Here is a 22,751-nt window from a genome sequence, read left to right as displayed (position 1 = left end):
CCTTTGCGAGGAAACCATGAAATCAGCCCACGACCTGGTTGCTGCCGCCAAGCAGCGGATCACGGAAATCGAGATGAGCAAGGCCGACGCGGCCATCCGCGACGCCAACATCCTGCTGGATGTGCGCGAGCCCGACGAATACGCCGGCGGGCACATTCCCGGCGCCATCAACATCCCGCGCGGCATGCTGGAATTCCGCATGAGCGCAGCGCCGGAGCTCACCGCCCGCGACCTGCAGATCATGCTGTACTGCAAGACCGGCGGACGCGCCGCGTTGGCCGCCGCCACGCTGCTCGACATGGGCTACCTGAAGGTCGAATCGCTCGCCGGGGGCTTCGATTCCTGGGCCGCCGCCGGCCACCCGGTGGCGCGGCCCCAATTGCCGGATTTCGAATAGGCGACGCAGTGGCCCGGCTGTCCGGGCCACTTCCATCAGGCAGCCGCCGCGCAGCCGCGCCGGGCCAATGACACCTTTGAGCCGCAGGCCCGGCCGATTTCGCTGCAGATCCACCAGGCGGTGTCCACCAGCGCATCGAGCTGGATGCCGGTCTCGATACCGAGGCCGTCGAGCATGTACACCACGTCCTCGGTCGCCACGTTGCCGGACGCGCCCACTGCGTACGGACAGCCGCCGAGGCCGGCAATCGAGGTGTCGAAGGTCGCCACGCCCGCTTCCAGCGACGCGTAGATGTTGGCCAGCGCCTGCCCGTAGGTGTCGTGGTAGTGGCCGGCGAGCTTGTCCATCGGCACCCGGCGGGCCACCGCGTCAAGCATGCGGCGCGTCTTGCCCGGCGTACCGGTGCCGATGGTGTCGCCGAGGCTGACCTCGTAGCAGCCCATTTCATAGAGCCGCACCGCCACGTCGGCCACCGCCTCCGGCGCCACCTCGCCCTCGTAGGGGCAGCCCAGCACGCAGGACACGTAGCCGCGCACCCGAACCTCGGCGGCGCGGGCTTCTTCCAGCACCGGCACGAAGCGCTCCAGCGACTCGTCCACCGAGCAGTTGATGTTCTTGCGGCTGAAGGACTCCGACGCCGCGGCGAACACCGCGACCTCCTTCACCCCCGCCACCAGCGCCGCCTCGAAACCCTTCAGGTTGGGCGTCAGCACCGGGTAATCGACGCCAGGCAGGCGCACGATGCGCGCCATCACCTCGGCGTTGTCGCCCATCTGCGGCACCCACTTGGGCGACACGAAGGCCGTCGCCTCGATGGCCTTCAGTCCGGCGGCGCCAAGGCGAGCGATCAGCTCGACCTTGGTGTCGGTACTGACGAGCTTCTTCTCGTTCTGCAGGCCGTCGCGGGGGCCGACTTCGACGATGCGTACGCGCTGGGGCAGGTTCATGGCTTCCTTTCTTCTTCAGGCTGTCGCGGCCTCATCGAGGCCGAGGGTCTGCTTCATTTTCTCGCGGATCTGGAATTTCTGGATCTTTCCGGTCACCGTCATCGGAAAACTGTCCACGAAGCAGATATAGCGCGGGATCTTGTAATGAGCGATCTGCCCCTGACAGAAGGCGCGCACGTCCTCTTCCGTCAGGCGCTCCCCTTCCCGCACGATGATCCACGCGCACAGCTCCTCGCCGTACTTCTTGTCCGGCACGCCGACCACCTGCACATCCAGCACCTTCGGGTGGCGGTACAGAAACTCCTCGATCTCCCGCGGGTAGATGTTCTCGCCGCCGCGGATCACCATGTCCTTGCTGCGGCCGACGATGTTGCAGAAGCCCTCGTCGTCCAGCGTCGCGATGTCGCCGGTGTGCATCCAGCCGGCCGTGTCGATGGCTTCGGCGGTCTTCGCGTCGTCGCCCCAGTAACCGAGCATCACCGAATAGCCGCGGGTGCACAGCTCGCCCGGCGTGCCGCTGGGCACGATGCGGCCGTCGCTGTCGACGATCTTCACCTCGCAATGAGGCTGTACGCGGCCCACCGTAGAAACGCGCCGCTCGATGCTGTCGTCGGTGGCGCTCTGGAAGCTGACCGGCGAGGTCTCGGTCATGCCGTAGGCGATAGTCACCTGGCTCATGTTCATGCGCTCGATGACCCGCTTCATCACCTCGATCGGGCACGGGCTGCCGGCCATGATGCCGGTGCGCAGGCTGGACAGGTCGAAGCGCGCGAACTCCGGGTGGTCGAGCTGGGCGATGAACATCGTCGGCACGCCGTAGCTGGCGGTGCATTTCTCTTCCGCCACCGCCTGCAGCACCGCCAGCGGCTCGAAAGCCTCGGCCGGATAGACCATCGTCGCGCCGTGGGTCAGGCAGCCCAGGTTGCCCATCACCATGCCGAAGCAGTGGTACAGCGGCACCGGGATACACACCCGGTCGCCCGGCACCAGGCGGATCGCCTCGCCGACGAAATAGCCGTTGTTGAGGATGTTGTGATGGGACAGCGTGGCGCCCTTGGGATTGCCGGTCGTCCCCGACGTGAACTGGATGTTGATCGGATCGTCGAACTGCAGGCGCTCGCCCAGTTCTTCCAGTTCCGCCAGTTCGTCGCGGCTCGGCGTCGCGCACAGGCTGTCGAAGTTGAGCATGCCCGGCGTGTGCTCGGCGCCCAGGCGGACGACGATCTCCAGGCTCGGCAGCTTGTGGGCGCGCAGCAGGCCAGGTTCGCAATGGCCCAGCTCCGGCGCCAGATCGGCCAGCATTTCCAGGTAGCTGCTGCTCTTGAAGGACGGCGACAGGATCAGCGCCCGGCAGCCGACCTTGTTCAGCGCGTACTCCAACTCGCTGCGCCGGTAGGCCGGGTTGATGTTCACCAGCACCAGGCCGGCCTTGGCAGTGGCGAACTGGGTCAGCGTCCATTCCAGCCGGTTCTGGGACCAGATACCGATCCGCTCCCCAGGTTGCAGGCCCAGGCGATGCAGGCCGCAGGCCAGCGCATCGACCTTCAGGCGCAGCTCCGCATAACTGAGGCGTACGTTCTGGTGGCGTACCACCAGTGCCTCCCGCTCCGCGTGCAGGGCGCAGGCCAGGTCGAAATGGTGGCCAATCGTCTGGCCGATCAGGGCTTTGTTCGATGCTCCGTGGACGTAGCTCAGCGCGTTCATGGGTCTCCTCACATCTTGGTTGTGGATTGCTGCGTTCCGCTCCCGTCTGCGCGGGCTGGCGGATTGGATCTGTCGGGGGCGCAGGAACGCGCCCCGGGGGAATGATGCCCAGCGGGCGGGGGCGATCTATGTCGCCCCTCGCCGTGTTGCCTTACTCCGTAGCCGCCTCAAACTCCACCAGCTCGGCGCCGTCACCCACCTGGTCGCCGACGGCGAAGCGGAAGGCCTTGACGAGGCCGGCGGACGGCGCGGTGATGGTGTGCTCCATCTTCATCGCCTCGAGGATCAGCAGCGGTGCGCCCTTGGCCACCGTGGTGCCGGCCTCGGCCAGTAGCGCGATGACCTTGCCGGGCATCGGCGCCAGCAGGCCGCCTTCGGCACCGCCGCCTTCGCCGCTGTGATGCAGCGGGTCCACCGCGGCAAACTGCCAGGTGTGGCCGTGCCCGAAGACGTGGCGACGCTCGCCAGCCACCACCACCGTCGCGGTGGTGCGCAGGCCGTCGAATTCGGCCCGCAGCAGGCCGCGCGGGTTGAGGCTGCCGCTCACCGTGCTCGTCACGCCGTCCTGCGTAATGTCGAAGCGCTCGCCATGGGCCGCCACGCGCAGGGTCTTCTGCACGTCGCCGAAGCGGAACATCAGGTTGCGGGCCGCCGGGGCGTTCATGCGCCAGCCGTCGCGCTGGTGCCACGGCGAGGCCGGCTCGGGATGCCGCGCCGCCATCGCCGCAGCACGCTGGCGTTCGCGCAGCAACTCGGCCAGCGCCACGGCCAGCCAGGCTTCGCGGGTCGGCTGCTGCTGGGCCGGGAAGAGATAGTCCTTCTCGCGCTCGATCAGGCCGGTGTCCAGGTCCGCGTTGGCGAAGGCCGGGCAGGCCGTCAGGCGGGACAGGAACTCGATGTTGTTGGCCACGCCGACGACGCGATACTCGGCCAGCGCCTGCAGCATGCGCGCCAGCGCCCGGTCGCGGTTCACGTCCCAGACGATCAGCTTGGCGATCATCGGATCGTAGAAGGGCGAGATCTCGTCGCCCTCCTCCACGCCGGTATCCACGCGCACATGCATGCCCTCTTCCGGCGGCGCCAGATGCAGCAGCTTGCCGGTGGAGGGCAGGAAGCCCTTGGCCGGATCTTCCGCGTAGATGCGCGCCTCCAGCGCATGGCCGTTGATCGCCAGCTGCTCCTGGGCCAGCGGCAAGGGCTCGCCGGACGCCACGCGGAGCTGCCACTCGATCAGGTCCAGGCCGGTGATCATCTCGGTCACCGGATGCTCCACCTGCAGGCGGGTGTTCATCTCCATGAAGTAGAAGGTGCCGTCCTGGTTGGCGATGAATTCCACCGTGCCGGCGCCCACGTAGCCCACCGCCCGCGCCGCATCGACGGCAGCCTTGCCCATCGCCGCGCGGCGCTCCGCCGGCATGCCCGGCGCCGGCGCTTCTTCGAGCACCTTCTGGTGGCGGCGCTGCACGGAGCAGTCGCGCTCGAACAGATAGACGTAGTTGCCCAGCGTGTCCCCGAAAACCTGGATCTCGATGTGGCGCGGCCGGGTCAGGTATTTCTCGACCAGCACATGGTCGCTGCCGAAGCTGGACGCCGCCTCGCGCTTGCAGGACGCCAGCGCGTCGAGGAAGTCCTCGCTGCGCTCCACCAGCCGCATGCCCTTGCCGCCGCCGCCGGCTGCCGCCTTGATCAGCACCGGGTAGCCGATGGCGTCCGCCTGCACATTGAGGAAACCCGGCTCCTGGTTGTCGCCGTGGTAGCCGGGGGTCAGCGGCACCTGGGCCTTTTCCATCAGCTTCTTGGCTTCCGACTTGGAGCCCATCGCGCGGATCGCCGACACCGGTGGCCCGATGAAGACGATGCCGGCCTGCTCGCAGGCATGGCAGAAGTCCTCGTTCTCCGACAGGAAACCATAGCCCGGATGGATCGCCTGGGCGCCGGTCTGCTTGGCGGCGTCGATGATCCGCTCGATCACCAGATAGCTCTCCCGCGCAGCCGCCGGCCCGATCAGCACCGCCTCGTCGGCCAGGCGCACATGGCGCGCGCCGGCATCCGCCTCGGAATACACCGCCACCGTCTTGATACCGAGCCGCCGCGCCGTCTTGATGACGCGACAGGCGATTTCCCCGCGGTTGGCGATGAGGATCTTGTTGAACATGCTGTCTCCCTTCTTATTGTTTATCCGCGATCCACGCCGCCGGGCGCTTGTCGAGGAAGGCGGCGAGGCCTTCGTGGGCTTCCGGCGTGGCGCGCAGGCTGGCGATGCGGCGGGCGGTGTCTTCGACCAAGGCGTCATCGACGGGCTGGTCGGCCACCGCACGGATCAGATCCTTGGCGGCGCCCTGGGACAGCGGCCCGCCCTGCAGCAGCGCGGTGACGATCTCACCGACTTTGGCGTCCAGCCCATCGGCCGGCACTGCCTCGTGGGCGAGGCCCAGTTCATAAGCCCGTGTCGCGGAGATCCGCTCGGCGCTCTGGAAATAGCGGTAAGCCTGGCGCGCACCGATGGCGCGCAGCACATAGGGGCTGATGGCCGACGGGATGATCCCGAACTTCACTTCAGACGTGGCGAACACCGCCCCCTCGCCAGCCACGCAGATGTCGCAGGCGGCAGCCAGCCCCATGCCGCCGCCGAGGGCCGCGCCATGCACGCGGGCCAGCGTGGGTTTGCGCAGCTCGGCAAGCACCCGCAGCATGCCGGCCAGGCGCCGCGCGTCGGCGAGGTTCTCGTCGACCGTGGCCGCGCCGGCGCGCTTCATCCAGTTGAGGTCGGCGCCCGCCGAGAAGCTCTTGCCACGCCCGGCGAGCATCACCACGCGCACGCTGGCGTCCGCGTCGAGGGCCTGGCAGGCGGCGGTGAGTTCAGCAATGAGCTGCTCGTTGAAGGCGTTATGCACCTCCGGGCGGTTCATCCAGATCGTCGCGACGGGGCCGTCACGGAGGATTTCCAGCGTCTCGTACATGGCGGCCCCTTACATCCGGAACACGCCGAAGCGGGTCGGCTGGATCGGCGCGTTGAGGCTGGCCGACAGGGACAGGCCGAGCACGCGGCGGGTCTGGGCCGGATCGACGACGCCGTCGTCCCACAGGCGGGCGGTGGCGTAGTACGGATGGCCCTGGTCCTCATACTGCTGGCGGATCGGCGACTTGAAGGCTTCCTCCTCGTCGCGGCTCCAGCTGCCGCCCTTGGCCTCGATGCCCTCGCGGCGCACGGTGGACAGCACGCTGGCGGCCTGCTCGCCGCCCATCACCGAGATGCGGCTGTTCGGCCACATCCACAGGAAGCGCGGGCTGTAGGCGCGGCCGCACATGCCGTAGTTGCCGGCGCCGAAGCTGCCGCCGATCAGCACCGTCAGCTTGGGCACCTGCGCCGTGGCGACCGCGGTGACCATCTTGGCGCCGTCCTTGGCGATGCCGCCGTTTTCGTATTTGCGGCCGACCATGAAGCCGGTGATGTTCTGCAGGAAGACCAGCGGCACGCCGCGCTGGGCGCACAGCTCGATGAAGTGGGCGCCCTTCTGGGCCGACTCGCCGAACAGGATGCCGTTGTTGGCGACAATACCCACCGGCATGCCGTAGAGGTGCGCGAAGCCGGTGACCAGCGTGGTGCCGTAGCGCGCCTTGAACTCGTCGAAGCGCGAGCCATCGACGATGCGGGCGATCACCTCGCGCACGTCGTAGGGCTTGCGGGTGTCGGTGGGGATGATTCCGTAGATCTCGGCCGGGTCGTACAGCGGCTCTTCCGCGTCGGCGAGCTTGAGGTCGGTCGGCTTGGTGCGGTTCAGCGTGCCGACGATGCGCCGCGCGATGTGCAGCGCATGGGTGTCGTTCTCGGCCAGGTGGTCGGCCACGCCGGAGATGCGCGTATGCACGTCGCCGCCACCCAGATCCTCGGCCGTCACCACCTCGCCGGTGGCCGCCTTCACCAGCGGCGGACCGCCGAGGAAGATGGTGCCCTGGTTCTTGACGATGATGGTCTCGTCGCTCATCGCCGGCACATAGGCGCCGCCGGCGGTGCATGAGCCCATCACCACCGCGATCTGCGGAATGCCCTCGGCGGACATGTTGGCCTGGTTGAAGAAGATCCGCCCGAAGTGGTCCCGGTCCGGAAACACCTCGTCCTGCTTGGGCAGGAAGGCGCCGCCGGAATCCACCAGGTAGAGGCACGGCAGCTTGTTCTGCTGGGCGATCTCCTGGGCCCGCAGGTGCTTCTTCACCGTCATCGGGTAATAGGTGCCACCCTTCACGGTGGCGTCGTTGGCGACGATCATGCACTCCACGCCGCTGACCCGGCCGATGCCGGCAATCACCCCGGCCGACGGCGCGTCGCCGCCGTACATGCCGTAGGCGGCCAGCTGGCCGATTTCGAGGAAGGCCGTGCCCGGATCGAGGAGGTGGTCCACCCGGTCGCGGGGCAGCAGCTTGCCGCGGGCCACATGCTTGGCGCGGGCCGCTTCGCCGCCGCCGAGGGACACCTGGCCGGCCTTGTCGCGCAAGTCGGCGACGATGCGCCCCATGGCTTCCGCGTTGGCCTGGAATTCCGGCGAGCGGGGATTGATGCTGGATTTGATGACGGTCATCGCTGCGGCTCCGCTCAGGCCGTTTCGGAGAACAGTTCGCGACCGATCAGCATGCGGCGGATCTCGCTGGTACCGGCGCCGATCTCGTACAGCTTGGCGTCGCGCCACAGGCGGCCGGTGGCGTAGTCGTTGGTGTAGCCGACACCGCCGAGGGTCTGGATCGCCTCGCCGGCCATCCAGGTGGCCTTCTCTGCCGAGTACAGGATCGCCCCGGCCGCGTCCTTGCGCAGCGTGCGCGCGTGGTCGGCCTTGTCGCAGGCCTGGCCCACCGCATACACGTAGGCGCGGGTCGCCATCCAGGTGGAGTACATGTCGGCCAGCTTGCCCTGCATCAGCTGGAACTCGCCGATGCTCTGGCCGAACTGCTTGCGCTCGTGCAGATAGGGCACCACTTCGTCCATACAAGCCGCCATGATCCCCAGCGGGCCGCCGCACAGCACCGCGCGCTCGTAGTCGAGGCCGCTCATCAGCACCTTGGTGCCGTTGCCCACGCCGCCGAGCACGTTTTCTGCCGGCACTTCCACGTCGTCGAAGAACAGCGGGAAGGTGTTGGAGCCGCGCATGCCCAGCTTGTCCAGGTGGGTGCCGTGGCTGAAGCCCTGCATGCCCTTCTCGATGATGAAGGCAGTCATGCCCCTGGCGCCGGCCTCGATGTCGGTCTTGGCATACACCACCAGCGTGTCGGCGTCGCCGCCGTTGGTGATCCACATCTTGGAACCGTTGAGGACGTAGCGGTCGCCCTTCTTGTCGGCGCGCAGCTTCATGCTCACCACGTCGGAGCCGGCGTTCGGCTCGCTCATCGCCAGTGCGCCCACGTGGTCGCCGGAGATCAGCTTGGGCAGGTATTTCTGCTTCTGTGCTTCGCTGCCGTTGCGGCGGATCTGGTTGATGCACAGGTTGGAATGCGCGCCGTAGGACAGACCCACCGAGGCCGACGCGCGGGACACCTCTTCCAGCGCGATGATGTGGGCCAGGTAGCCCATGTTGGTGCCACCGTATTCCTCCGGCGCGGTCATGCCGTGCAGGCCCAGGTCGCCGAGCTTCTTCCACAGGTCGGCCGGAAAGAGGTTGTCCCGGTCCACGTCCGCGGCGCGCGGGGCGATCTCCTTGGCCGCAAAGGCCTGCACGGTGTCGCGCAGGGCTTCGATGGTTTCGCCGAGATGGAAGTTGAGGCTGGGGATGTTCATGGGCGGGTCTCCTCCACTGATCGTTGTCTGGCAGCACGGCGCGCGCTTGCAGCGCCGATGCCGAATGCTCGCCAGCGTACGCCGGAACGCGGTGCCGCAGGCGCCATCGAGGTTGCAAATCGTGCCACCGGCGTCGAGAATCCGCGCCATGCCCGCCAAGATCGCCCTGCCCGCTTCCCTCAGCGGTGGCCGCGCCGCCACGCCGATTGCCTTCATCCGCGCCATCGTGCTCGCCTACCACCGTTATGGACGAGATCCGGCCAATGCGCTGGCCCGCGCCGAGATCGACCCACGCCTCCTCGACGACCCAACGGCGCGCGTCACCGCCGCCCAGATGGAGGTCATTTCCGGCCACGCGATGCAGGAACTCGACGATGAAGCCCTGGGCTGGTTTTTGCGCCGCCTGCCGTGGGGCAGCTACGGCATGCTGTGCCGCGCGTCGATCACCTCGCCGGACCTGGGCGTCGCCCTCAAGCGCTGGTGCCGCCACCACCGCCTGCTCACCGACGACATCGCGCTGGAACTGGAAATAACACCCACCTCGGCCCGCCTGAGCATCACGCCCCAGCGCGACCTCGGCCCCATGCACGAGTTCTGCCTCGTCACCCTGCTGCGCTACGTGCTCGGCTACGCCTGCTGGGCCATCGACTCGCGCATCCCGCTGCAGGAAAGCAGCTTCCCCTTCCCCGCCCCGCCCCACGCCGACGCCTACGAACTCCTCTTCCCCGGCCCGGTACGCTTCGACGCCCCGCAAGCCGCCATCCGCTTCGAACCCCGCTACCTGGATCTGCCCATCCGCCGCGACGAACACGCCCTGCGCGCCATGCTCCAGCGCGCCCTGCCGCTGACCGTGCTGCAATACCGCCGCGACCGCCTCCTCGTCCAGGGCGTCCGCCAGTTCCTGCAAAGCGCCGGCAACCGCAGCGCCACCGCCGAACAAGTCGCCGGGCACCTGCACATCTCCGTGCGCACCCTGCACCGCCAACTGCAAGACGAAGGCGCCTCCCTGCAACAACTCAAAGACGAAACCCGCCGCGACCAAGCCATCGAGCTCCTCGACCGCAGCTCCCGCTCCATCAAGCAGATCTCGGCATTGGTGGGGTTCAGCAACGAGAAGAGCTTTTCCCGCGCATTCAGGGGGTGGACGGGGCTTTCACCGCAGGCGTTTCGCGGGCGGGGGGAGCGGGGTCAAGGTTCAGCTGAGCCGGGTGGGCTTTCGGCTTGATGAGCTTCCCTCCGAGGGGAGCTGGCTTAACTCGGAGGTGAACTTTTGATGCTCTGAGGGAGGTGGGTTCAAGTTTTAGTTGAACTGGCTCAGCGTGGACTTGAACTGGCTTCCCTCTGAGGGGAACTTCCGATGCTCGGAGGGAAGTGGGCTCAAGTTTTAGTTGAACTTGTTCAGCTTGGATTTGAACTGGCTTCGCTCCGGGGGAAGCTGGCTTAAGTCGCGGCTTCGATGGTTCAAGTCTGAGCGAAGTGAGTTCAAGTCGGCGGAGAAAAAGTTCAGGTCCGAGGGACGAGCGGTTAAGAAGCTCTAACAAAATGAGTTTTCCGCGCAGTTCAGCTTTCGCCAGCAAATGAGGCTGCAGGCGATCTTGATAAAGGCTTCGTGAATGACGGCCAATCGCTCGAATCGAACCCGCAGGCGTCGGTAATTGTGGAGCCAGCCAATGGTTCGCTCGACCACCCAGCGGGTTTTGCCCAAGCCGCTGCCGTGCGGCGTGTTGCGCCGGGCGATCTCGGTTTTGATGCCTTGAGCGTGAAGGGGCCGGCGGTACTTGTCGTGATCGTAGCCACGGTCGGCCTGGATGATGCGGGGCTTGGAGAGTGGGCGCCCCCGCTTGCCACGAATAGGTGGAATGGCTTCGACCAAGGGCAAAAGTTGGGTTACGTCGTTGCGATTGGCGCCGGTCAGGATGACTGCCAACGGAATGCCCTGCGCTTCGGTGATCAGGTGGTGCTTGGAGCCGGGGCGTGCGCGATCGGTGGGATTGGGTCCTGTTTTTGACCCGCACCCACAGCACGAATGGAGGAAGAATCGACGATGCAACGGGACCAATCGATCCTGTCGGCCGTGCGTAAGCGAGCCAGCAGCACCTCATGCAGCCGGTCCCAGACACCGGCCTCTTGCCAGGCACGCAGGCGCCGCCAGCAACTCATGCCCGAGCCGCAGCCCATTTCCTGGGGCAGCATCTCCCAAGGGATGCCGCTTTGCAGGACGAACAGGATGCCGGTCAGAACCGCTCGATCATCGAGCGGCTTGCGCCCTGGATACTTGCTCCGACGGGGCTTGGCGGGAGGGAGCAACGGTTCGATCAAGGCCCACAGATCGTCGTCGAGAAGTGCTTTGGCCATGTCCTCTATTCAAAGAAACAAGGCTGAGGTTAACGAAATTCGACCATCGTGAACAGGGGGAAATGGGTCTTTTTGTTAGGGCTTCTAAGTCGGAGGTGAACGAGTTCAAGTTTGGGCGGTGAATGTTCAAGTCGGAGGGGCGTGGGCTGGGTCTAGCACGCGGAAAGATGACGAAAACGCCGAACTCTGATCTTGTCTGCAAAATCTGAGAAATGTGAACTGTTCCGTATCGGCCCCACTGGTTGCTGTGCGATATCTCTGTCCATCGCCATGCCATAACCAGATGCAATGAAGAACCAGCTGTTCGTGCTTGCTCTACCGCCTCTAGCCGCACCGCGTTCGAATGTACTGCCACTGCAGGCCCATAGCCAAACCTCTGAACGGTTGGTAGCTCAGGATCGTTGGGCGCAGTTGCTTGACGATGGTTTGACAAGGGGGAGCAGGATGTCCGTCAAGTGGCGTTGGTCACAACCCATCAATCACACGAGTGCAGATGCACTTTCTTGTTTTTCAGTAGAAGTATTTTAAGTTCTAATTTCACAGGAGGAGTTATGGCCAACAATACAATAATAACCACCGATACTGTCTGGCATGCAGGTCAAACAATAGATTTGACAGCGAATGTTCAAATTGCGCATGGCGTGACGTTGACAATTGAGTCCGGCGCGGTGGTAAATGGAAATGGCTATCAGATACAGACTTTCGGAGCTTTAAAGGCTATTGGTACGACAAGCCAGACCATCAACTTTAATAACACTAGTTTTACTTTTAGCTCTGATAACTCTCAGCCTGGCAACATTGACATCGAGCATGCCCACATCAACGGTGGGGCTTTTTTGCCTGCCACAGGGAATGCTAGTTATGGCAGCTTTGATGTAACCGACTCTTTGTTTACGTCGGTAACGGGTTTCTATATTTGGTATCCGGTTTCCGAAAGCCACTTTGAGCGCAACGTCTTCTTGCGCTCAAGCGGCTTGAGCATTGGCACCAGTGGAGTCAAGGTTTACGTTACCAATAACGTATTTTCCGGACAAACTGTTAACGTTGATTATAGCCTAGGAAATCCGGCGATCGAGAATTGGGCCAGTTATGGCGGCGTTAATTTGATTGTTCAATATAACAGCTTTCTGAGCACCGACAAGTTGGCGCTGATGTTGCCGGACGGCTATAGCAGTGCCGCCATGTTTGCCGAAAACAATTATTTCGGAACGACAAACACGGCCAATATTGCCGACCGGATTTATGATAAATCCGATTCATTGTCCTCCGCCTCAATCATAGATTACCAACCCTTCCTGACCCAGCCGGATAAGAACACCCCGATACTGCCCAACTCACCGCCCAGTGGCACAATTGAAATTCTTGGCGCAGCCCAAACGGGGGGAACATTGATAGCGTTCAGCACGCTGTCAGATGTCAACGGAATGGGTCCCCTCTCGTATCAATGGCTGGCCGATGGCAAAGCCATCAGTGATGCCACAAGTAATAACCTGCTCCTTACCAAGGCACTTATCGGAAAGATCATCACCGTCAAGGCCAGCTACACCGACGGTTTTGGTACGGTGGAGAGCGTGGTCAGCGCGGCTACCACCGCCGTGTCAAATGTCAACAGCGCTCCAACAGGCAGCGTCAGCATCGCAGGCACAGCCCAGCAGGACCAAGTGCTGAGTGCCAGCAACACCTTGGCCGACGCCGACGGCCTGGGCGCCATCGCTTACCAGTGGCTGGCTGATGGTAAGGCCATTACTGGTGCGACCGGCAGCAGCCTGCCCCTCAGCCATGCCCTGGTCGGCAAGGCCATCAGCGTAGTGGCCAGCTACATCGATGGCGGCGGTGCCGCCGAGAGCGTAAGCAGCGCGGCCACAGCCACCGTGCTCGACCATGTCCAGACCCTCACCGGGAGTGGCGGCAACGATCACCTGACCGTCAATCCGGGCAGTGCCATGGTAGACGCCGGCGCGGGTAACGACAGCGTCTACCTGCCGCTGTTCCCAAATACCTATCAACTGAGCAGCACAGCCGAGGGTGCGGCCGGCAGCTATGGCGGCGGCTACAGCCTGGAGTTGTATGGCGTGGAGTCGGTCGAGTTCGGCAGCCAGTTTAAGACCAGCATTGCGCTGGTCGATCTGGTGTCGGGCAAGGCGCAGGATCAACTCAGCAAGTTGACCGACCTGTATCTGGCCTTCTTCGGCCGGGCGCCGGACGTGGGCGGGCTGGAATACTGGCAGCAGCAGAGCTTGCAAGGCGGCCAGGATTTCACCGTCATCGCCCAACAATTCGCCAAGAGCACCGAGGCGCAAGCGCTGTTCCCTGCAGGCAGTTCCAACCGCGATTTTGTGAAGCTGATCTACGAGAACTGTTTCAACCGCGAGCCCGATGCCGCCGGCTGGGACTACTGGACTCAAGATCTGGACAGCCGCGGTTCGACCGATCTGAGCGGGCGCGGCGTGTTCATCGCTAATGTGATTCTGGGCGCCTACTCCAGCGGCAGCGGCCCGGAAGACCGCGGCCTGCTCGGCAACAAGCACGATGTGGCGATGTATTACGCCAATCAACTGTCGCAGCAACCCTCGGAAGGCTTCGATGCCGCAGTCAACGATCTATTGGGCAAGGTGAATGGTGACGCCACCACCGCCAAGAAGGCCGAGGCGGTCATCGATTACGCCTTCCTGCACCCGGTAACGCTGTCCGGCGTGATGGGTGACGCGGCACTGCTGGATTCGATCTGGAACGGCTGATGACGCCTTCCCCCTGCGGGTCGTGGGAAGGCTGAAACGCAATTCACTCAATTAAGCCCCCCGCCTGAAGGCGGGAGAGGGGTGGGGGTGCAGATTCTGGCGGATATGATCACTCGTTCTACTGACTCGTGATCACCTCGCTACTGATTCATGAGCAGTCTACTGATTACCTGATCAGCAAAATTAGTCTGCTGTTCGGCCTTGGACCAAACCGCGCACGGGCAAGGAAGGCGCCCGCAACCTGCTCTTGCCGGAGGGCTATTGCGTGGATCTCAATGGGATGGCCTCAACGAGGTCGGGGCGGTCCTGGCTCAGGGTTCATCAGGCGTCTGAGGAAGCTTTTCTCCACAGCACAAAGTTGAGTTGCGTCGTTGCGATTGGCGCCCGTCAGGATAACGGCCAGCGGAATGCCCTGCGCTTCGGTGATAAGGTGGTGCTTGGAGCCGGGGCGTGCGCAATCTGTTGGATTGGGTCCTGTTTTTGACCTGCACCCACTGCGCGAATGGAGGAAGAATCGGCGCTGTAACGGGACCAATCGAGCTTGTCAACCGTGCGCAAGCGAGCCAATAGCACCTCATGCAGCCTGTCCCAGAAATCCGCCTCCTACTAGGCGACGCACGTCAAGATAGCTGTCGCCTGAGTCATGCAACCATGTGCTGTTTATTCCCGATGGCAACGACAGCCTCTCGTTCGGGATTGAGGGTCACGGTAGTGACGGGTGACCAGTCCCGAGTATTTCCTCTCCAGCGGGCCGGATGGCGCTCTCGGGCGTTGGCATAGATTGCATGGCGAGCAGCCAAAATCTCCCCGTCCCGGATGATCGATGGGGACAGGACTCAATTTTTCACATAAATGCCGGCCTTCCGTGGAGATTGCATCACGCCTGCCCAAGCTTGTCGTGGTAGAACGTCCGCTACAAAGAGAATCCTTACACCTACCAATGAGCTTGGTTTCCGCAAGCCAAGAGCACAGGCTGCCATCGAAGCATTTTGGATGTCATGAATCGACTCGTGAAGATGCTGGCAGTTGTTCTTGCCCAGTGTGGAACATCACTACTGGCGATAGCCGCTGACGTTAGCACGCCGGCTAAAACCATATCCGTCGTCAGTGACGACAACTATCCGCCCTATATTTTTCTTGACGCTGACGGTCACCCCGAAGGTTACCTCGTCGACTTCTGGAAGCTGTGGGAGAAAAAGACGGGCATACACGTCAGATTTGTCGCGACCAACTGGAGCGACGCCCAGCGGTTGATGCGTGCTGGCGAGTTCGACGTCATCGATGCGATTTTCAAAATACCCGAACGCGAGGCTATTTACAGTTTCTCCAAACCGTACGCAACGCTGCCTGTTGCAATTTATGCGCATCGGTCCATCAGCGGAATTCACAACCCGAATTCGCTGCGCGGCTTTCAGATTGGCGTCGAGACAGGAGACGCCTGCGTCGACGAGTTACAGAGAAGGGGCATCACCTCGCTGGTAACTCGACGGAGCTACATGGCCCTGATTGAAGAAGCGAGCAAAAGCGACATCAAGCTCTTCTGTATGGATGAAGGTCCTGCGAATTATTACCTGTACCGGGCAGGCATCCACAATGAGTTCGTCAAGGCGTTCGAACTCTATAAGGGCCAGTTTCACCGTGCCGTCAGAAAGGGCGATGAAGCCATCCTGGAGCAGATTGAACGGGGTACTGCAGCGATCGGCGAGGACGAACTCCAGGCACTAAACAAGAAATGGATGGGCACCCCCATTCGTTGGGAGCCATACTCGAAAATAGTCGGCATTGCCTTTGCCTCCCTGCTTCTATTGGGCGCAGCCATGGCATTCTGGGTCCGCCTGCTCAAAGTTGCCGTTGCCCGAAAGACACGGGAGCTGGAGGCCAAGACCGTCCATCTGGAAGAAAGCGAAGAGCGTTTCCGTGCCCTTTTTGAAAATACCGTTCAGCCGATAGCGCTGACCGATGAGGCACGCTTCATCGCAGCCAATGAGGCAACCTTGACCATGCTTCGCATGGAGAGGCCTGAAGAGTTGATCGGACGCGTCCCATGGGAAATTTCACCGCCAACCCAGCCAGACGGTCGGCCCTCTGTCGAAAAAGCAACGGAGCTGATTGAAGAGACGTTCGCCAAGGGCTCGAACTGCTTTGAATGGACGCATCAACGCGCTGACGGAACGACTTTCGAAGCACGGATTTTGCTGACCACCATTTATCGTGACAATCGGCGGCTCCTGCACGTCATCTGGAACGACATCTCAAAGCAGAAAAGCGATGAGCGGGAACTGGCCGCTTACCGCTCAGAGCTCGAAGCGCGCGTTGCCGAGCGCACCGCAGCGCTTGCGGCAACCGCGGAATCGCTACGCGTTGCGAATGTCGAGCAGCAAGCCATCTTCGAGGCGACAACCGTCGGCATCGTATTCGTTCAGGACCGGAAAATCCTGCGCTGCAATCGCGCCGTGGAAGAACTTTTCGGCTATGGGCGTGGCGAACTGGAACACCAATCCACGCGCCTTCTCTACAGCACTGAGTCGGATTTCGACTCCATGGGAGCACACGTCGATGCTCACGTCGATGACGACGAGACGTTCAGCGTGGATATCGAAATGATGCGCAAGAATGGGAGCCGTTTCTGGGCGCATCTATCGATAAAGGCCATCGAGCCCGGCAATCCGAAGGGGGGGCTTGTCAGCATCATCGAGGACATCACGCCGGAGCGGGAAGCGTTCAATGCCCTCGCACACGCAAAAGCGCTGGCGGAGGAAGCGGCACAGACCAAAGCGGACTTCGTGGCAAACATGAGCCATGAAATACGTACACCCATGACCGCCATACTGGGCTTTACCCATCGTCTTCAACAAAGTGAGCTCAATCTTCGGCAGCGCGATTACCTCCGGAAGGTGCGGGTTGCCGCCGAGCATCTGCTGACCATCATCAACGACGTCCTGGACTTTTCCAAGATTGAAGCGGGGAAAATGCGCCTCGAACATGTGCGCTTCGAACTGCCCACGGTATTGAGTAATGTGTCGTCCATGGTGCAGGAGCGCTGTGCGGAAAAAGGCCTGGGCCTCCTCGTCGACATTGCTCCCGATGTGCCCACTCACCTGATCGGCGATCCCGCTCGTCTCACCCAAGTGCTCGCCAACTATGTCAGCAATGCGGTGAAGTTTTCGGAGTGCGGCAACATCGTCATCCGTGTCGAGAAATTGGGCCACGAAGACCCGGAGGCACTGCTCCGCTTTTCGGTTAGTGACTCCGGGATTGGCTTGAGCGAAGACCAAAAGCAGCGACTCTTCGAGAGTTTCCAGCAGGCTGATGGGTCCATCTCGCGCAAATACGGCGGTACGGGGCTGGGGCTGGTCATCTCCAAACGCATTGCAACGCTGCTGGGGGGAGAGGTCGGCGTGGAGAGTACCCCGGGACAGGGCTCGACGTTCTGGTTTACGGCGCGACTCAGGGTTCTGGATACCGAGGCATTGCCACTTGCCTCGATATCAACAGCACCGGCAGACCTTTCAAGCATCGCAGGGGTTCGTGTCCTTTTAGCTGAAGACAATGAAGTCAATCAGGAGGTCACCAAAGAGTTCCTTCATGATGTCGGCGTAAGCGTGACGATTGTGGAGAATGGCGCTCAAGCCCTTGATATCGTCAGGAGCGCGCCCTTTGACCTGGTGTTGATGGACATGCAGATGCCCGTCATGGACGGCCTGACCGCAACGCGCGAAATCCGGAAGCTGCCAGGGCTCACTGACCTTCCCATCATTGCGATAACGGCCAATGCGATGGTTGAAGATCAGATACGTTGTCTCGAAGCGGGGATGAATGACCACCTCGGCAAACCTTATCAGCCAGAGGATCTCTACGCGATACTCCGGAAATGGCGGCCTCATCCGAAAACGGAGTAAGCGCCGCTTCCGATCAGACCGCTCAGCAGATCTTCAGCAGCGCATCCAATCAGGGCACTGATCGCCCCATCGACTGATTGCACTCGAAGTTGCCATCCGGGGTCGATATACAGGCGGGCTTCGAGCATACCGAGTTCCCCTAGCTGTAGCGTGATGTTTCTCGGAATGCAGGTACGCTTTCTGCATGAATGTCGCTGTATTCCTCCTGCACTTCAGGAAGCCGGCAGGCGATTCCGCCAACCGGCAATTCTTACCGATACCGAGGCAGAAAATGGACATTCGGGCCGTAGGTCAGCCAATCACCGCGTCTCAGCGCCACAGCTACGCCGAGACGCCCGACAGCAGTTTCTACCAGACCTTCCAGTCGGCCTTTGCGGCGGCCAAGGTTGGTGCCGACGGGGGCACGACCGGGCCGCAGGCGGCTGGCCAGGCGGGCCCCACGTCGTCCGAGGCCCTGGAGGCTATTCTCGGGCGGACCCACGCGGAGCTGTCCGCGCTGCGGGGCGTGGGCGCCGATAGCCAGGCCGTGTATGCGGGGGTGCTGAACAAGGCTTACGGCAGCGGCGCGATGGGCAACGCCCGCCAGTTCCTGGGAAGCCTGTCGGCCGAGGAGCTGGAGGCCGTCCGCAGGAACCACTGCCTGGCCGAGCCGATCAACGTGGCGGCGATCAGCGAGGAAGGCGCCCGCAACCTGCTGTTGCCGGAGGGCTTCAGCGTGGATCTCAATGGCGATGGCTTCGAGGAGGTCGGGGCGGCCCTCACCGCCCATTTCCCGCCCGACGACGCGCCTGCTTCGGTTCGGGAGGCGTGGTTCCAAGCCACCGCAGCCATGCCCGATGGCGATGCGATGACCTATGGCCTGATGATGCACGACGCCGTGTATGGCCTGCGCATCGACGGCCAGAACACGCCTTCGCCCTACAAGGCCGACGACATGGACAGCTACCGCCAGATCGTCAGCAACTTCCTGGCGGCGCTGGAGAACCAGCGAGGGCTGATCTCCAGCGAGCAGTACGCGCGGGACAAGGATTTCTTCACTCGGCTGGGGGCGCTGCTGGCGCAGGCTTAGCCAGCAGCCGCTCGTCAAAAGGATAACGGGCGGCCGAGACAATCCGGCAGCCCGCTATCTCTGGATGGAGGGGGTTGAGCAGGAGATTGTGGGTACGTCCGACCACGGCCGAAGGAACACGCAGCAGCAGGGATGCACCCTTGGCCAGCCAGGCGTCTCCGCAGCGACGCGTTGTGATGAGATCCGCCTGCCAGCCTTCGGCAAGCGGAGCACCGTCCGGCAGGGCCACGTTGGTGATCGACACGCCGTCCGGGACGGCGATTTCAAGCAGCTGGTACTGGGCCGGGAGTTCGCCGGGATGGGCGGCTTCCACGTGGACCAGCACTTCCAGCAGCGCCGCTGCCGCACTTTCAGCAAGATAGATGACCGGTCGCCCCCGGTTGTGCCAGCGGCCGTGATGGGCGAGCCCTCCGGCGCCGGAGAGGTCGGCGTAATTGCTGATCCGCCACAGGATCAAGCGAAATACCCCTGGTCGATCTCGTGAAGCCAGTTCTCGACGGCTTCGAAGCCCAGGACGTCGCTTGCAAAATCCATCGGCGCCATGCCGTCGAGGCGTTTCTTGGGGGTATGAAGCCAGTCGTGAGCACGTTGGGCATCCCCAAAAACCAGCTCGGCCAGCAATTGCAGGCGGAGCATCCGGTACAGGCCATCGAACTCGCTATTGGTGAGCAAGCCTTCGGTTTTGCGCCGGATCCAGGTTCGGCGCGGGACGATCCGATAAACGTCGGTCGGCGCCAGGAGGTGTTCGCCCACCAGCGTGCGCAACAACATTCCGCCGAGCTGCTTGCGATCCGTCCGGGCGAGGCTCATCTCATCGATGGCCGTGGGCATGCCGAGGGCGCCTCCCAAGCGGCTCGCCAGACGGTCCTGCAAGGATGAACTCATGTCACTTTCCGGTGAGCCACAATGAGAGTGATGGTGCGCCAAGTGGCGCAAAGATTCAACGATTGCGGCCGAGGGCGGCACTGGAGGGGCCGGGCATCGCACCCGACGCCCTCAGCGCCCTGCTTCTGTGTGTCCCCGCGTTACTGCAGGAATGCCGGCCGCGCATACCCCTGGAAGTGCTTGTCCAGCGCCGCCCGGTATTCCGGCGTGCGGAAGGCTGCGGCCAGGTCCTTGGCCCACGGCTTGTCCTTGTCTTCGGTCTTCACCGCGACCACGTTGAGGTAGTGGTCCGGGGTCTTTTCAAGCACCACCGCTTCGGTGAGCTTGAGGCCGGAGGAGATGGCGAAGTTGCCGTTGATCACCACGAAGTCGGCGTCGTCCAGCGTGCGCGGCAGCTGGGCGGCTTCGATGGGGGTCAGCACGAGTTTGTGGGGGTTCTCGGCGACGTCCTTCTCGGTGGCTTTCAGCGGGTCGACGCCCTGCTTCACCTTGATGAGCTTGTTCTGCTCCAGGAAAACCAGCGCGCGGGCTAGGTTGCTGGGGTCGTTGGGCAGCGTGATGCGGTCGCCGCTCTTCAGCTCGGCCAGGCTCTTGCGCTTCTTGGAGTACAGCCCGAGGGGCGCGATGGGGGCCTTGGTGATGTCCGTCAGGTTGAGGCCTTTGTCCGCCGAGAATTTCTTGAGGTAGATGATGTGCTGGAACAGGTTGGCGTCGAGGGAGCCCTGGGCCAGTGCGAGGTTGGGCTGCACGTAGTCGTTGAATTCGACGAGCTTGACGGTGTAGCCCTTCTTTTCGAGCACGGGCTTGATGCCGAGTTTGAGCTGGTCGAAGTTGGAGCCGGCGGTGGCGCCGAGGGTCAGGGTCTTCTTTTCCTGGGCGTAAGCCGCGCTGTGGCCGAGGCCCAGGCTGGCGGCCACGCCGAGGACGGCGGCAATGTGCAGCGCCCGCAGGCCGAACTGACGTCGAGAGGTATTCATGCTGTGTTCTCCTGTTTTGTCTGGATCGAATTCTTGAGGGGTCAGCGCTTGTCCACGCGCCGGGCCAGCCACTGGCCGAGAAACTGGATGCTCTGCACGAGGACCACGAGCAGGACGATGGTGATCAGCATCACGTCGGTCTGGAAGCGGTAGTAGCCGTAGCGGATGGCCAGGTCGCCGATACCGCCGCCGCCCACCACGCCGGCCACCGCCGAGTAGGACAGGAAGCTCACCGCGAGCACGGTGACGGCCAGCACCAGGCCGGAACGGGCTTCCACCAGCAGCACGTGGCGCACGATCTGCAGCGGCGAGGCGCCCATCGCTTCGGCCGCTTCGATGACGCCCCGCGGCACATCACGCAGGGTCTGCTCGATGAGGCGCGCGAAATAGAAGATCGCGGCTATGGACAGCGGCACGCTGGCGGCCAGCGGCCCGATGGAGGTGCCCGCGACGACCCGCGTGAAGGGCGAGATCGCCACCAGCAGGATGATGAAGGGGAAGGAACGCACGACGTTGATGACGCCGTTGGCCAGCAGGTTGAAGGCCCGATAGCGCTCCAGCGCCTGGCCCCGGCTGGTGAGGAAGACCAGCAGCCCGAGGGCGCCGCCCAGCACGAGGGCCGCCGACAGGCAGATGCCCATCATCAGCAGGGTTTCGCCGGTGGCCTTGAGGATCTCCGGCAGCAGTTCTTCGAGGGTCTCAAGCATGGGCGCTCTCCTGGGCGAGGTGATGGGGCGCGGGCTCAATCGGCGCGGACGAAGCACCACCCGCCGCACCGCCGAACTCCGCCAGCCAGCCGCCCAGGCGCGAGCCTTCCGGGATGCGTCCGTCGGCGATGTCGAGCTGTTCGACGATCTGGCCGCCTTCCATCACCGAAACCCGGTGACACAGGCGGCGGATGACTTCCATCTCGTGGCTGACCAGCAGGATCGTCACGCCGAAGCGCCGATTGGCGTCGGCCAGCACGCCGAGCAAGTCCAGCGTGGTGCGTGGGTCGAGGGCGGAGGTCGGCTCATCGGCGAGCAGCACGTGGGGCTCGGGCGCCAGCGCGCGGGCGATTGCGACGCGCTGTTTCTGTCCCCCCGAGAGGCGGCCTGGATGCACGTCGGCCTTGGCGGCGAGGCCGACGAAGTCGAGGCAGGCCGCCACGCGTTCGCGGATGCGCGCCGCCGGCTCGCCGGACAGGCGCATCGGCAGTGCGACGTTCTCGGCCACCGTGAGGTTATGCAGCAGGTTGAAGTGCTGGAAGATCATGCCGATGCGGTGGCGCGCTTGGCGCAACGCCGGCGCGGACAGGCGGGTGAGGTCCTGGCCGTGCACGATCACCTCGCCGGCATCGGGCCGTTCGAGCAGATTGACCAGGCGCAGCAGCGTGGACTTGCCGGCGCCCGAGAAGCCGATGATGCCGTGGATCTCGCCGGCGGGCACCGCCAGACTGGTCGGCTGGACGCCGACGCTCTGCCCGCCCGGATCGGTGAAGCGGCGGGAGACGCCGCGCAATTCGATGGCCGGTGAGGCTGGCAAAGGCTCGCTGGTTCGGGACATGGCTGTATGCAAAATGAAGCGATGGGGCGACTCTAGCGCCGCCCCGCCCGCCCCCGAACCAAGTAATCCTGCTGAGCTTTACAGCGCCACTGTGGATAGCTTTCCACGCCCGGCGGGCATTTGCTTACTGTTTGCGATGCGTGCAACGAGCACAGCTCAGGTCGTCGAGCCTTTCGCGCACTTCGGTGGCCGAGTGCCGGCAGAACACCATGGGAATGCCCAGGTCTTCAGCCTGCTTGCGCACATTGCGCATCAGCATGTGATTGGCGCGGTCGCACATGAAAACCACCAGCCCGGTACGGCGCGACAGCTGGCGCCGGTTCTCGGAAGCCTTGCGGCCGGTCCAATGGTCGATCTGCTTGATGCCGAACTGGTCGGCCACCCGCAGGATTTCACTGCGGATACCTTCGATGCGGTCCGCTCCCACGATCACTGCCTGCATATCGGCGACTCCTTCAAAGCGTGCCGCAG

General features: G+C 63.4%; 18 protein-coding genes and 1 pseudogene. 5 read left to right on the top strand and 14 right to left on the bottom strand.

What is annotated here, in order from left to right; all coding sequences use genetic code 11:
- The first annotated feature begins 16 nt into the window (after nt 1-16).
- A complete protein-coding gene (locus tag AC1PQG_RS11170) occupies nt 17-397 on the top strand; it encodes a rhodanese-like domain-containing protein (RefSeq protein WP_079437020.1) in 381 nt (126 codons plus the stop codon).
- Between the two features lie 35 nt (nt 398-432).
- On the opposite strand, the gene AC1PQG_RS11165 is transcribed toward AC1PQG_RS11170, so the two are convergent.
- The 6 genes from AC1PQG_RS11165 to AC1PQG_RS11140 all read right to left on the bottom strand — a co-directional run bounded on the left by AC1PQG_RS11165 (nt 433) and on the right by AC1PQG_RS11140 (nt 8,812).
- Nucleotides 433-1,344 carry a hydroxymethylglutaryl-CoA lyase gene (locus AC1PQG_RS11165; protein WP_481122637.1) on the bottom strand — a complete coding sequence of 304 codons (912 nt, stop codon included), beginning with the start codon at nt 1,342-1,344 and terminating at the stop codon, nt 433-435.
- 15 nt (nt 1,345-1,359) lie between these two features.
- On the bottom strand, nt 1,360-3,048 hold the full coding sequence (locus AC1PQG_RS11160; RefSeq protein ID WP_481122636.1) for an AMP-binding protein: 1,689 nt from the start codon (nt 3,046-3,048) through the stop codon (nt 1,360-1,362).
- 151 nt (nt 3,049-3,199) lie between these two features.
- Nucleotides 3,200-5,203 (bottom strand): acetyl/propionyl/methylcrotonyl-CoA carboxylase subunit alpha, encoded by a 2,004-nt coding sequence (locus AC1PQG_RS11155; RefSeq protein WP_481122635.1) that lies wholly within the window; start codon nt 5,201-5,203, stop codon nt 3,200-3,202.
- Nucleotides 5,204-5,216: 13 nt separating this feature from the next.
- Nucleotides 5,217-6,008, bottom strand: coding sequence for an enoyl-CoA hydratase/isomerase family protein (locus AC1PQG_RS11150; RefSeq protein WP_481122634.1), 792 nt, complete (start codon nt 6,006-6,008; stop codon nt 5,217-5,219).
- Nucleotides 6,009-6,017: 9 nt separating this feature from the next.
- A complete protein-coding gene (locus AC1PQG_RS11145; RefSeq protein WP_481122633.1) occupies nt 6,018-7,625 on the bottom strand; it encodes a carboxyl transferase domain-containing protein in 1,608 nt (535 codons plus the stop codon).
- A 14-nt stretch (nt 7,626-7,639) separates the two neighbouring features.
- Nucleotides 7,640-8,812, bottom strand: coding sequence for an isovaleryl-CoA dehydrogenase (locus AC1PQG_RS11140; RefSeq protein ID WP_481122632.1), 1,173 nt, complete (start codon nt 8,810-8,812; stop codon nt 7,640-7,642).
- A 148-nt stretch (nt 8,813-8,960) separates the two neighbouring features.
- Between AC1PQG_RS11140 and AC1PQG_RS11135 the strand changes: the two genes are divergently transcribed.
- The gene (locus AC1PQG_RS11135; protein WP_481122631.1) at nt 8,961-10,037 is read left to right on the top strand and encodes an AraC family transcriptional regulator; all 1,077 of its coding nucleotides are present in this window, start codon (nt 8,961-8,963) and stop codon (nt 10,035-10,037) included.
- Between the two features lie 309 nt (nt 10,038-10,346).
- On the opposite strand, the gene AC1PQG_RS11130 is transcribed toward AC1PQG_RS11135, so the two are convergent.
- Nucleotides 10,347-11,167 (bottom strand): IS5 family transposase gene (locus AC1PQG_RS11130; RefSeq protein WP_481122630.1). Its coding sequence is split into 2 segments (ribosomal slippage): nt 10,347-10,819 and nt 10,819-11,167, totalling 822 coding nucleotides; the frame shifts between segments, so codons are not numbered across the junction.
- Between the two features lie 551 nt (nt 11,168-11,718).
- On the opposite strand from AC1PQG_RS11130, the gene AC1PQG_RS11125 reads away from it, so the two are divergent.
- Complete coding sequence (locus AC1PQG_RS11125) at nt 11,719-13,905, top strand: DUF4214 domain-containing protein (protein WP_481122629.1); 2,187 nt, start codon at nt 11,719-11,721, stop codon at nt 13,903-13,905.
- Between the two features lie 355 nt (nt 13,906-14,260).
- Here the strand turns inward: AC1PQG_RS11125 and AC1PQG_RS11120 are convergent.
- A pseudogene (locus AC1PQG_RS11120) lies at nt 14,261-14,508 on the bottom strand (transposase); the annotation flags it as partial.
- A gap of 395 nt (nt 14,509-14,903) precedes the next feature.
- Here AC1PQG_RS11120 and AC1PQG_RS11115 point away from each other — a divergent pair.
- Both AC1PQG_RS11115 and AC1PQG_RS11110 read left to right on the top strand, forming a co-directional pair.
- Entirely contained in the window at nt 14,904-17,804 is a 2,901-nt protein-coding gene (locus AC1PQG_RS11115) for a response regulator (RefSeq protein WP_481122628.1), read from the top strand.
- 271 nt (nt 17,805-18,075) lie between these two features.
- The gene (locus AC1PQG_RS11110; RefSeq protein ID WP_481122627.1) at nt 18,076-18,873 is read left to right on the top strand and encodes a hypothetical protein; all 798 of its coding nucleotides are present in this window, start codon (nt 18,076-18,078) and stop codon (nt 18,871-18,873) included.
- On the opposite strand, the gene AC1PQG_RS11105 is transcribed toward AC1PQG_RS11110, so the two are convergent.
- From AC1PQG_RS11105 to AC1PQG_RS11080, 6 genes are all read right to left on the bottom strand, one after another.
- On the bottom strand, nt 18,839-19,330 hold the full coding sequence (locus AC1PQG_RS11105; protein WP_481122626.1) for an RES family NAD+ phosphorylase: 492 nt from the start codon (nt 19,328-19,330) through the stop codon (nt 18,839-18,841). The two genes, AC1PQG_RS11110 and AC1PQG_RS11105, sit on opposite strands and share 35 nt — an antisense overlap.
- The gene (locus AC1PQG_RS11100) at nt 19,327-19,758 is read right to left on the bottom strand and encodes an antitoxin Xre/MbcA/ParS toxin-binding domain-containing protein (RefSeq protein ID WP_481122625.1); all 432 of its coding nucleotides are present in this window, start codon (nt 19,756-19,758) and stop codon (nt 19,327-19,329) included. Before AC1PQG_RS11100 ends, AC1PQG_RS11105 begins: the two co-directional genes overlap by 4 nt.
- 140 nt (nt 19,759-19,898) lie before the next feature.
- Nucleotides 19,899-20,735, bottom strand: a complete 837-nt coding sequence (locus AC1PQG_RS11095) for a MetQ/NlpA family ABC transporter substrate-binding protein (RefSeq protein ID WP_481122624.1) — start codon at nt 20,733-20,735, stop codon at nt 19,899-19,901.
- Nucleotides 20,736-20,776: 41 nt separating this feature from the next.
- A complete protein-coding gene (locus AC1PQG_RS11090) occupies nt 20,777-21,442 on the bottom strand; it encodes a methionine ABC transporter permease (protein WP_079437004.1) in 666 nt (221 codons plus the stop codon).
- A complete protein-coding gene (locus tag AC1PQG_RS11085) occupies nt 21,435-22,280 on the bottom strand; it encodes a methionine ABC transporter ATP-binding protein (RefSeq protein ID WP_481122623.1) in 846 nt (281 codons plus the stop codon). Before AC1PQG_RS11085 ends, AC1PQG_RS11090 begins: the two co-directional genes overlap by 8 nt.
- A 124-nt stretch (nt 22,281-22,404) precedes the next feature.
- Nucleotides 22,405-22,722, bottom strand: coding sequence for a DUF2325 domain-containing protein (locus AC1PQG_RS11080; protein ID WP_481122622.1), 318 nt, complete (start codon nt 22,720-22,722; stop codon nt 22,405-22,407).
- Nucleotides 22,723-22,751: the final 29 nt, after the last annotated feature.

The organism is Zoogloea sp. GDB6, from assembly GCF_056724105.1.
Note: the sequence above shows the minus strand (reverse complement) of the source record. Positions and strands in the feature narration are given on the sequence as shown.

Coding starts and splice junctions, on each gene's coding strand:
- AC1PQG_RS11140 (WP_481122632.1), bottom strand. CDS start 8,812: ATGAACATCCCCAGCCTCAACTTCCATCTCGGCGAAACCATCGAAGCC.
- AC1PQG_RS11095 (WP_481122624.1), bottom strand. CDS start 20,735: ATGAATACCTCTCGACGTCAGTTCGGCCTGCGGGCGCTGCACATTGCC.
- AC1PQG_RS11155 (WP_481122635.1), bottom strand. CDS start 5,203: ATGTTCAACAAGATCCTCATCGCCAACCGCGGGGAAATCGCCTGTCGC.
- AC1PQG_RS11100 (WP_481122625.1), bottom strand. CDS start 19,758: ATGAGTTCATCCTTGCAGGACCGTCTGGCGAGCCGCTTGGGAGGCGCC.
- AC1PQG_RS11160 (WP_481122636.1), bottom strand. CDS start 3,048: ATGAACGCGCTGAGCTACGTCCACGGAGCATCGAACAAAGCCCTGATC.
- AC1PQG_RS11090 (WP_079437004.1), bottom strand. CDS start 21,442: ATGCTTGAGACCCTCGAAGAACTGCTGCCGGAGATCCTCAAGGCCACC.
- AC1PQG_RS11115 (WP_481122628.1), top strand. CDS start 14,904: ATGAATCGACTCGTGAAGATGCTGGCAGTTGTTCTTGCCCAGTGTGGA.
- AC1PQG_RS11150 (WP_481122634.1), bottom strand. CDS start 6,008: ATGTACGAGACGCTGGAAATCCTCCGTGACGGCCCCGTCGCGACGATC.
- AC1PQG_RS11085 (WP_481122623.1), bottom strand. CDS start 22,280: ATGTCCCGAACCAGCGAGCCTTTGCCAGCCTCACCGGCCATCGAATTG.
- AC1PQG_RS11110 (WP_481122627.1), top strand. CDS start 18,076: ATGGACATTCGGGCCGTAGGTCAGCCAATCACCGCGTCTCAGCGCCAC.
- AC1PQG_RS11165 (WP_481122637.1), bottom strand. CDS start 1,344: ATGAACCTGCCCCAGCGCGTACGCATCGTCGAAGTCGGCCCCCGCGAC.
- AC1PQG_RS11135 (WP_481122631.1), top strand. CDS start 8,961: ATGCCCGCCAAGATCGCCCTGCCCGCTTCCCTCAGCGGTGGCCGCGCC.
- AC1PQG_RS11125 (WP_481122629.1), top strand. CDS start 11,719: ATGGCCAACAATACAATAATAACCACCGATACTGTCTGGCATGCAGGT.
- AC1PQG_RS11080 (WP_481122622.1), bottom strand. CDS start 22,722: ATGCAGGCAGTGATCGTGGGAGCGGACCGCATCGAAGGTATCCGCAGT.
- AC1PQG_RS11145 (WP_481122633.1), bottom strand. CDS start 7,625: ATGACCGTCATCAAATCCAGCATCAATCCCCGCTCGCCGGAATTCCAG.
- AC1PQG_RS11170 (WP_079437020.1), top strand. CDS start 17: ATGAAATCAGCCCACGACCTGGTTGCTGCCGCCAAGCAGCGGATCACG.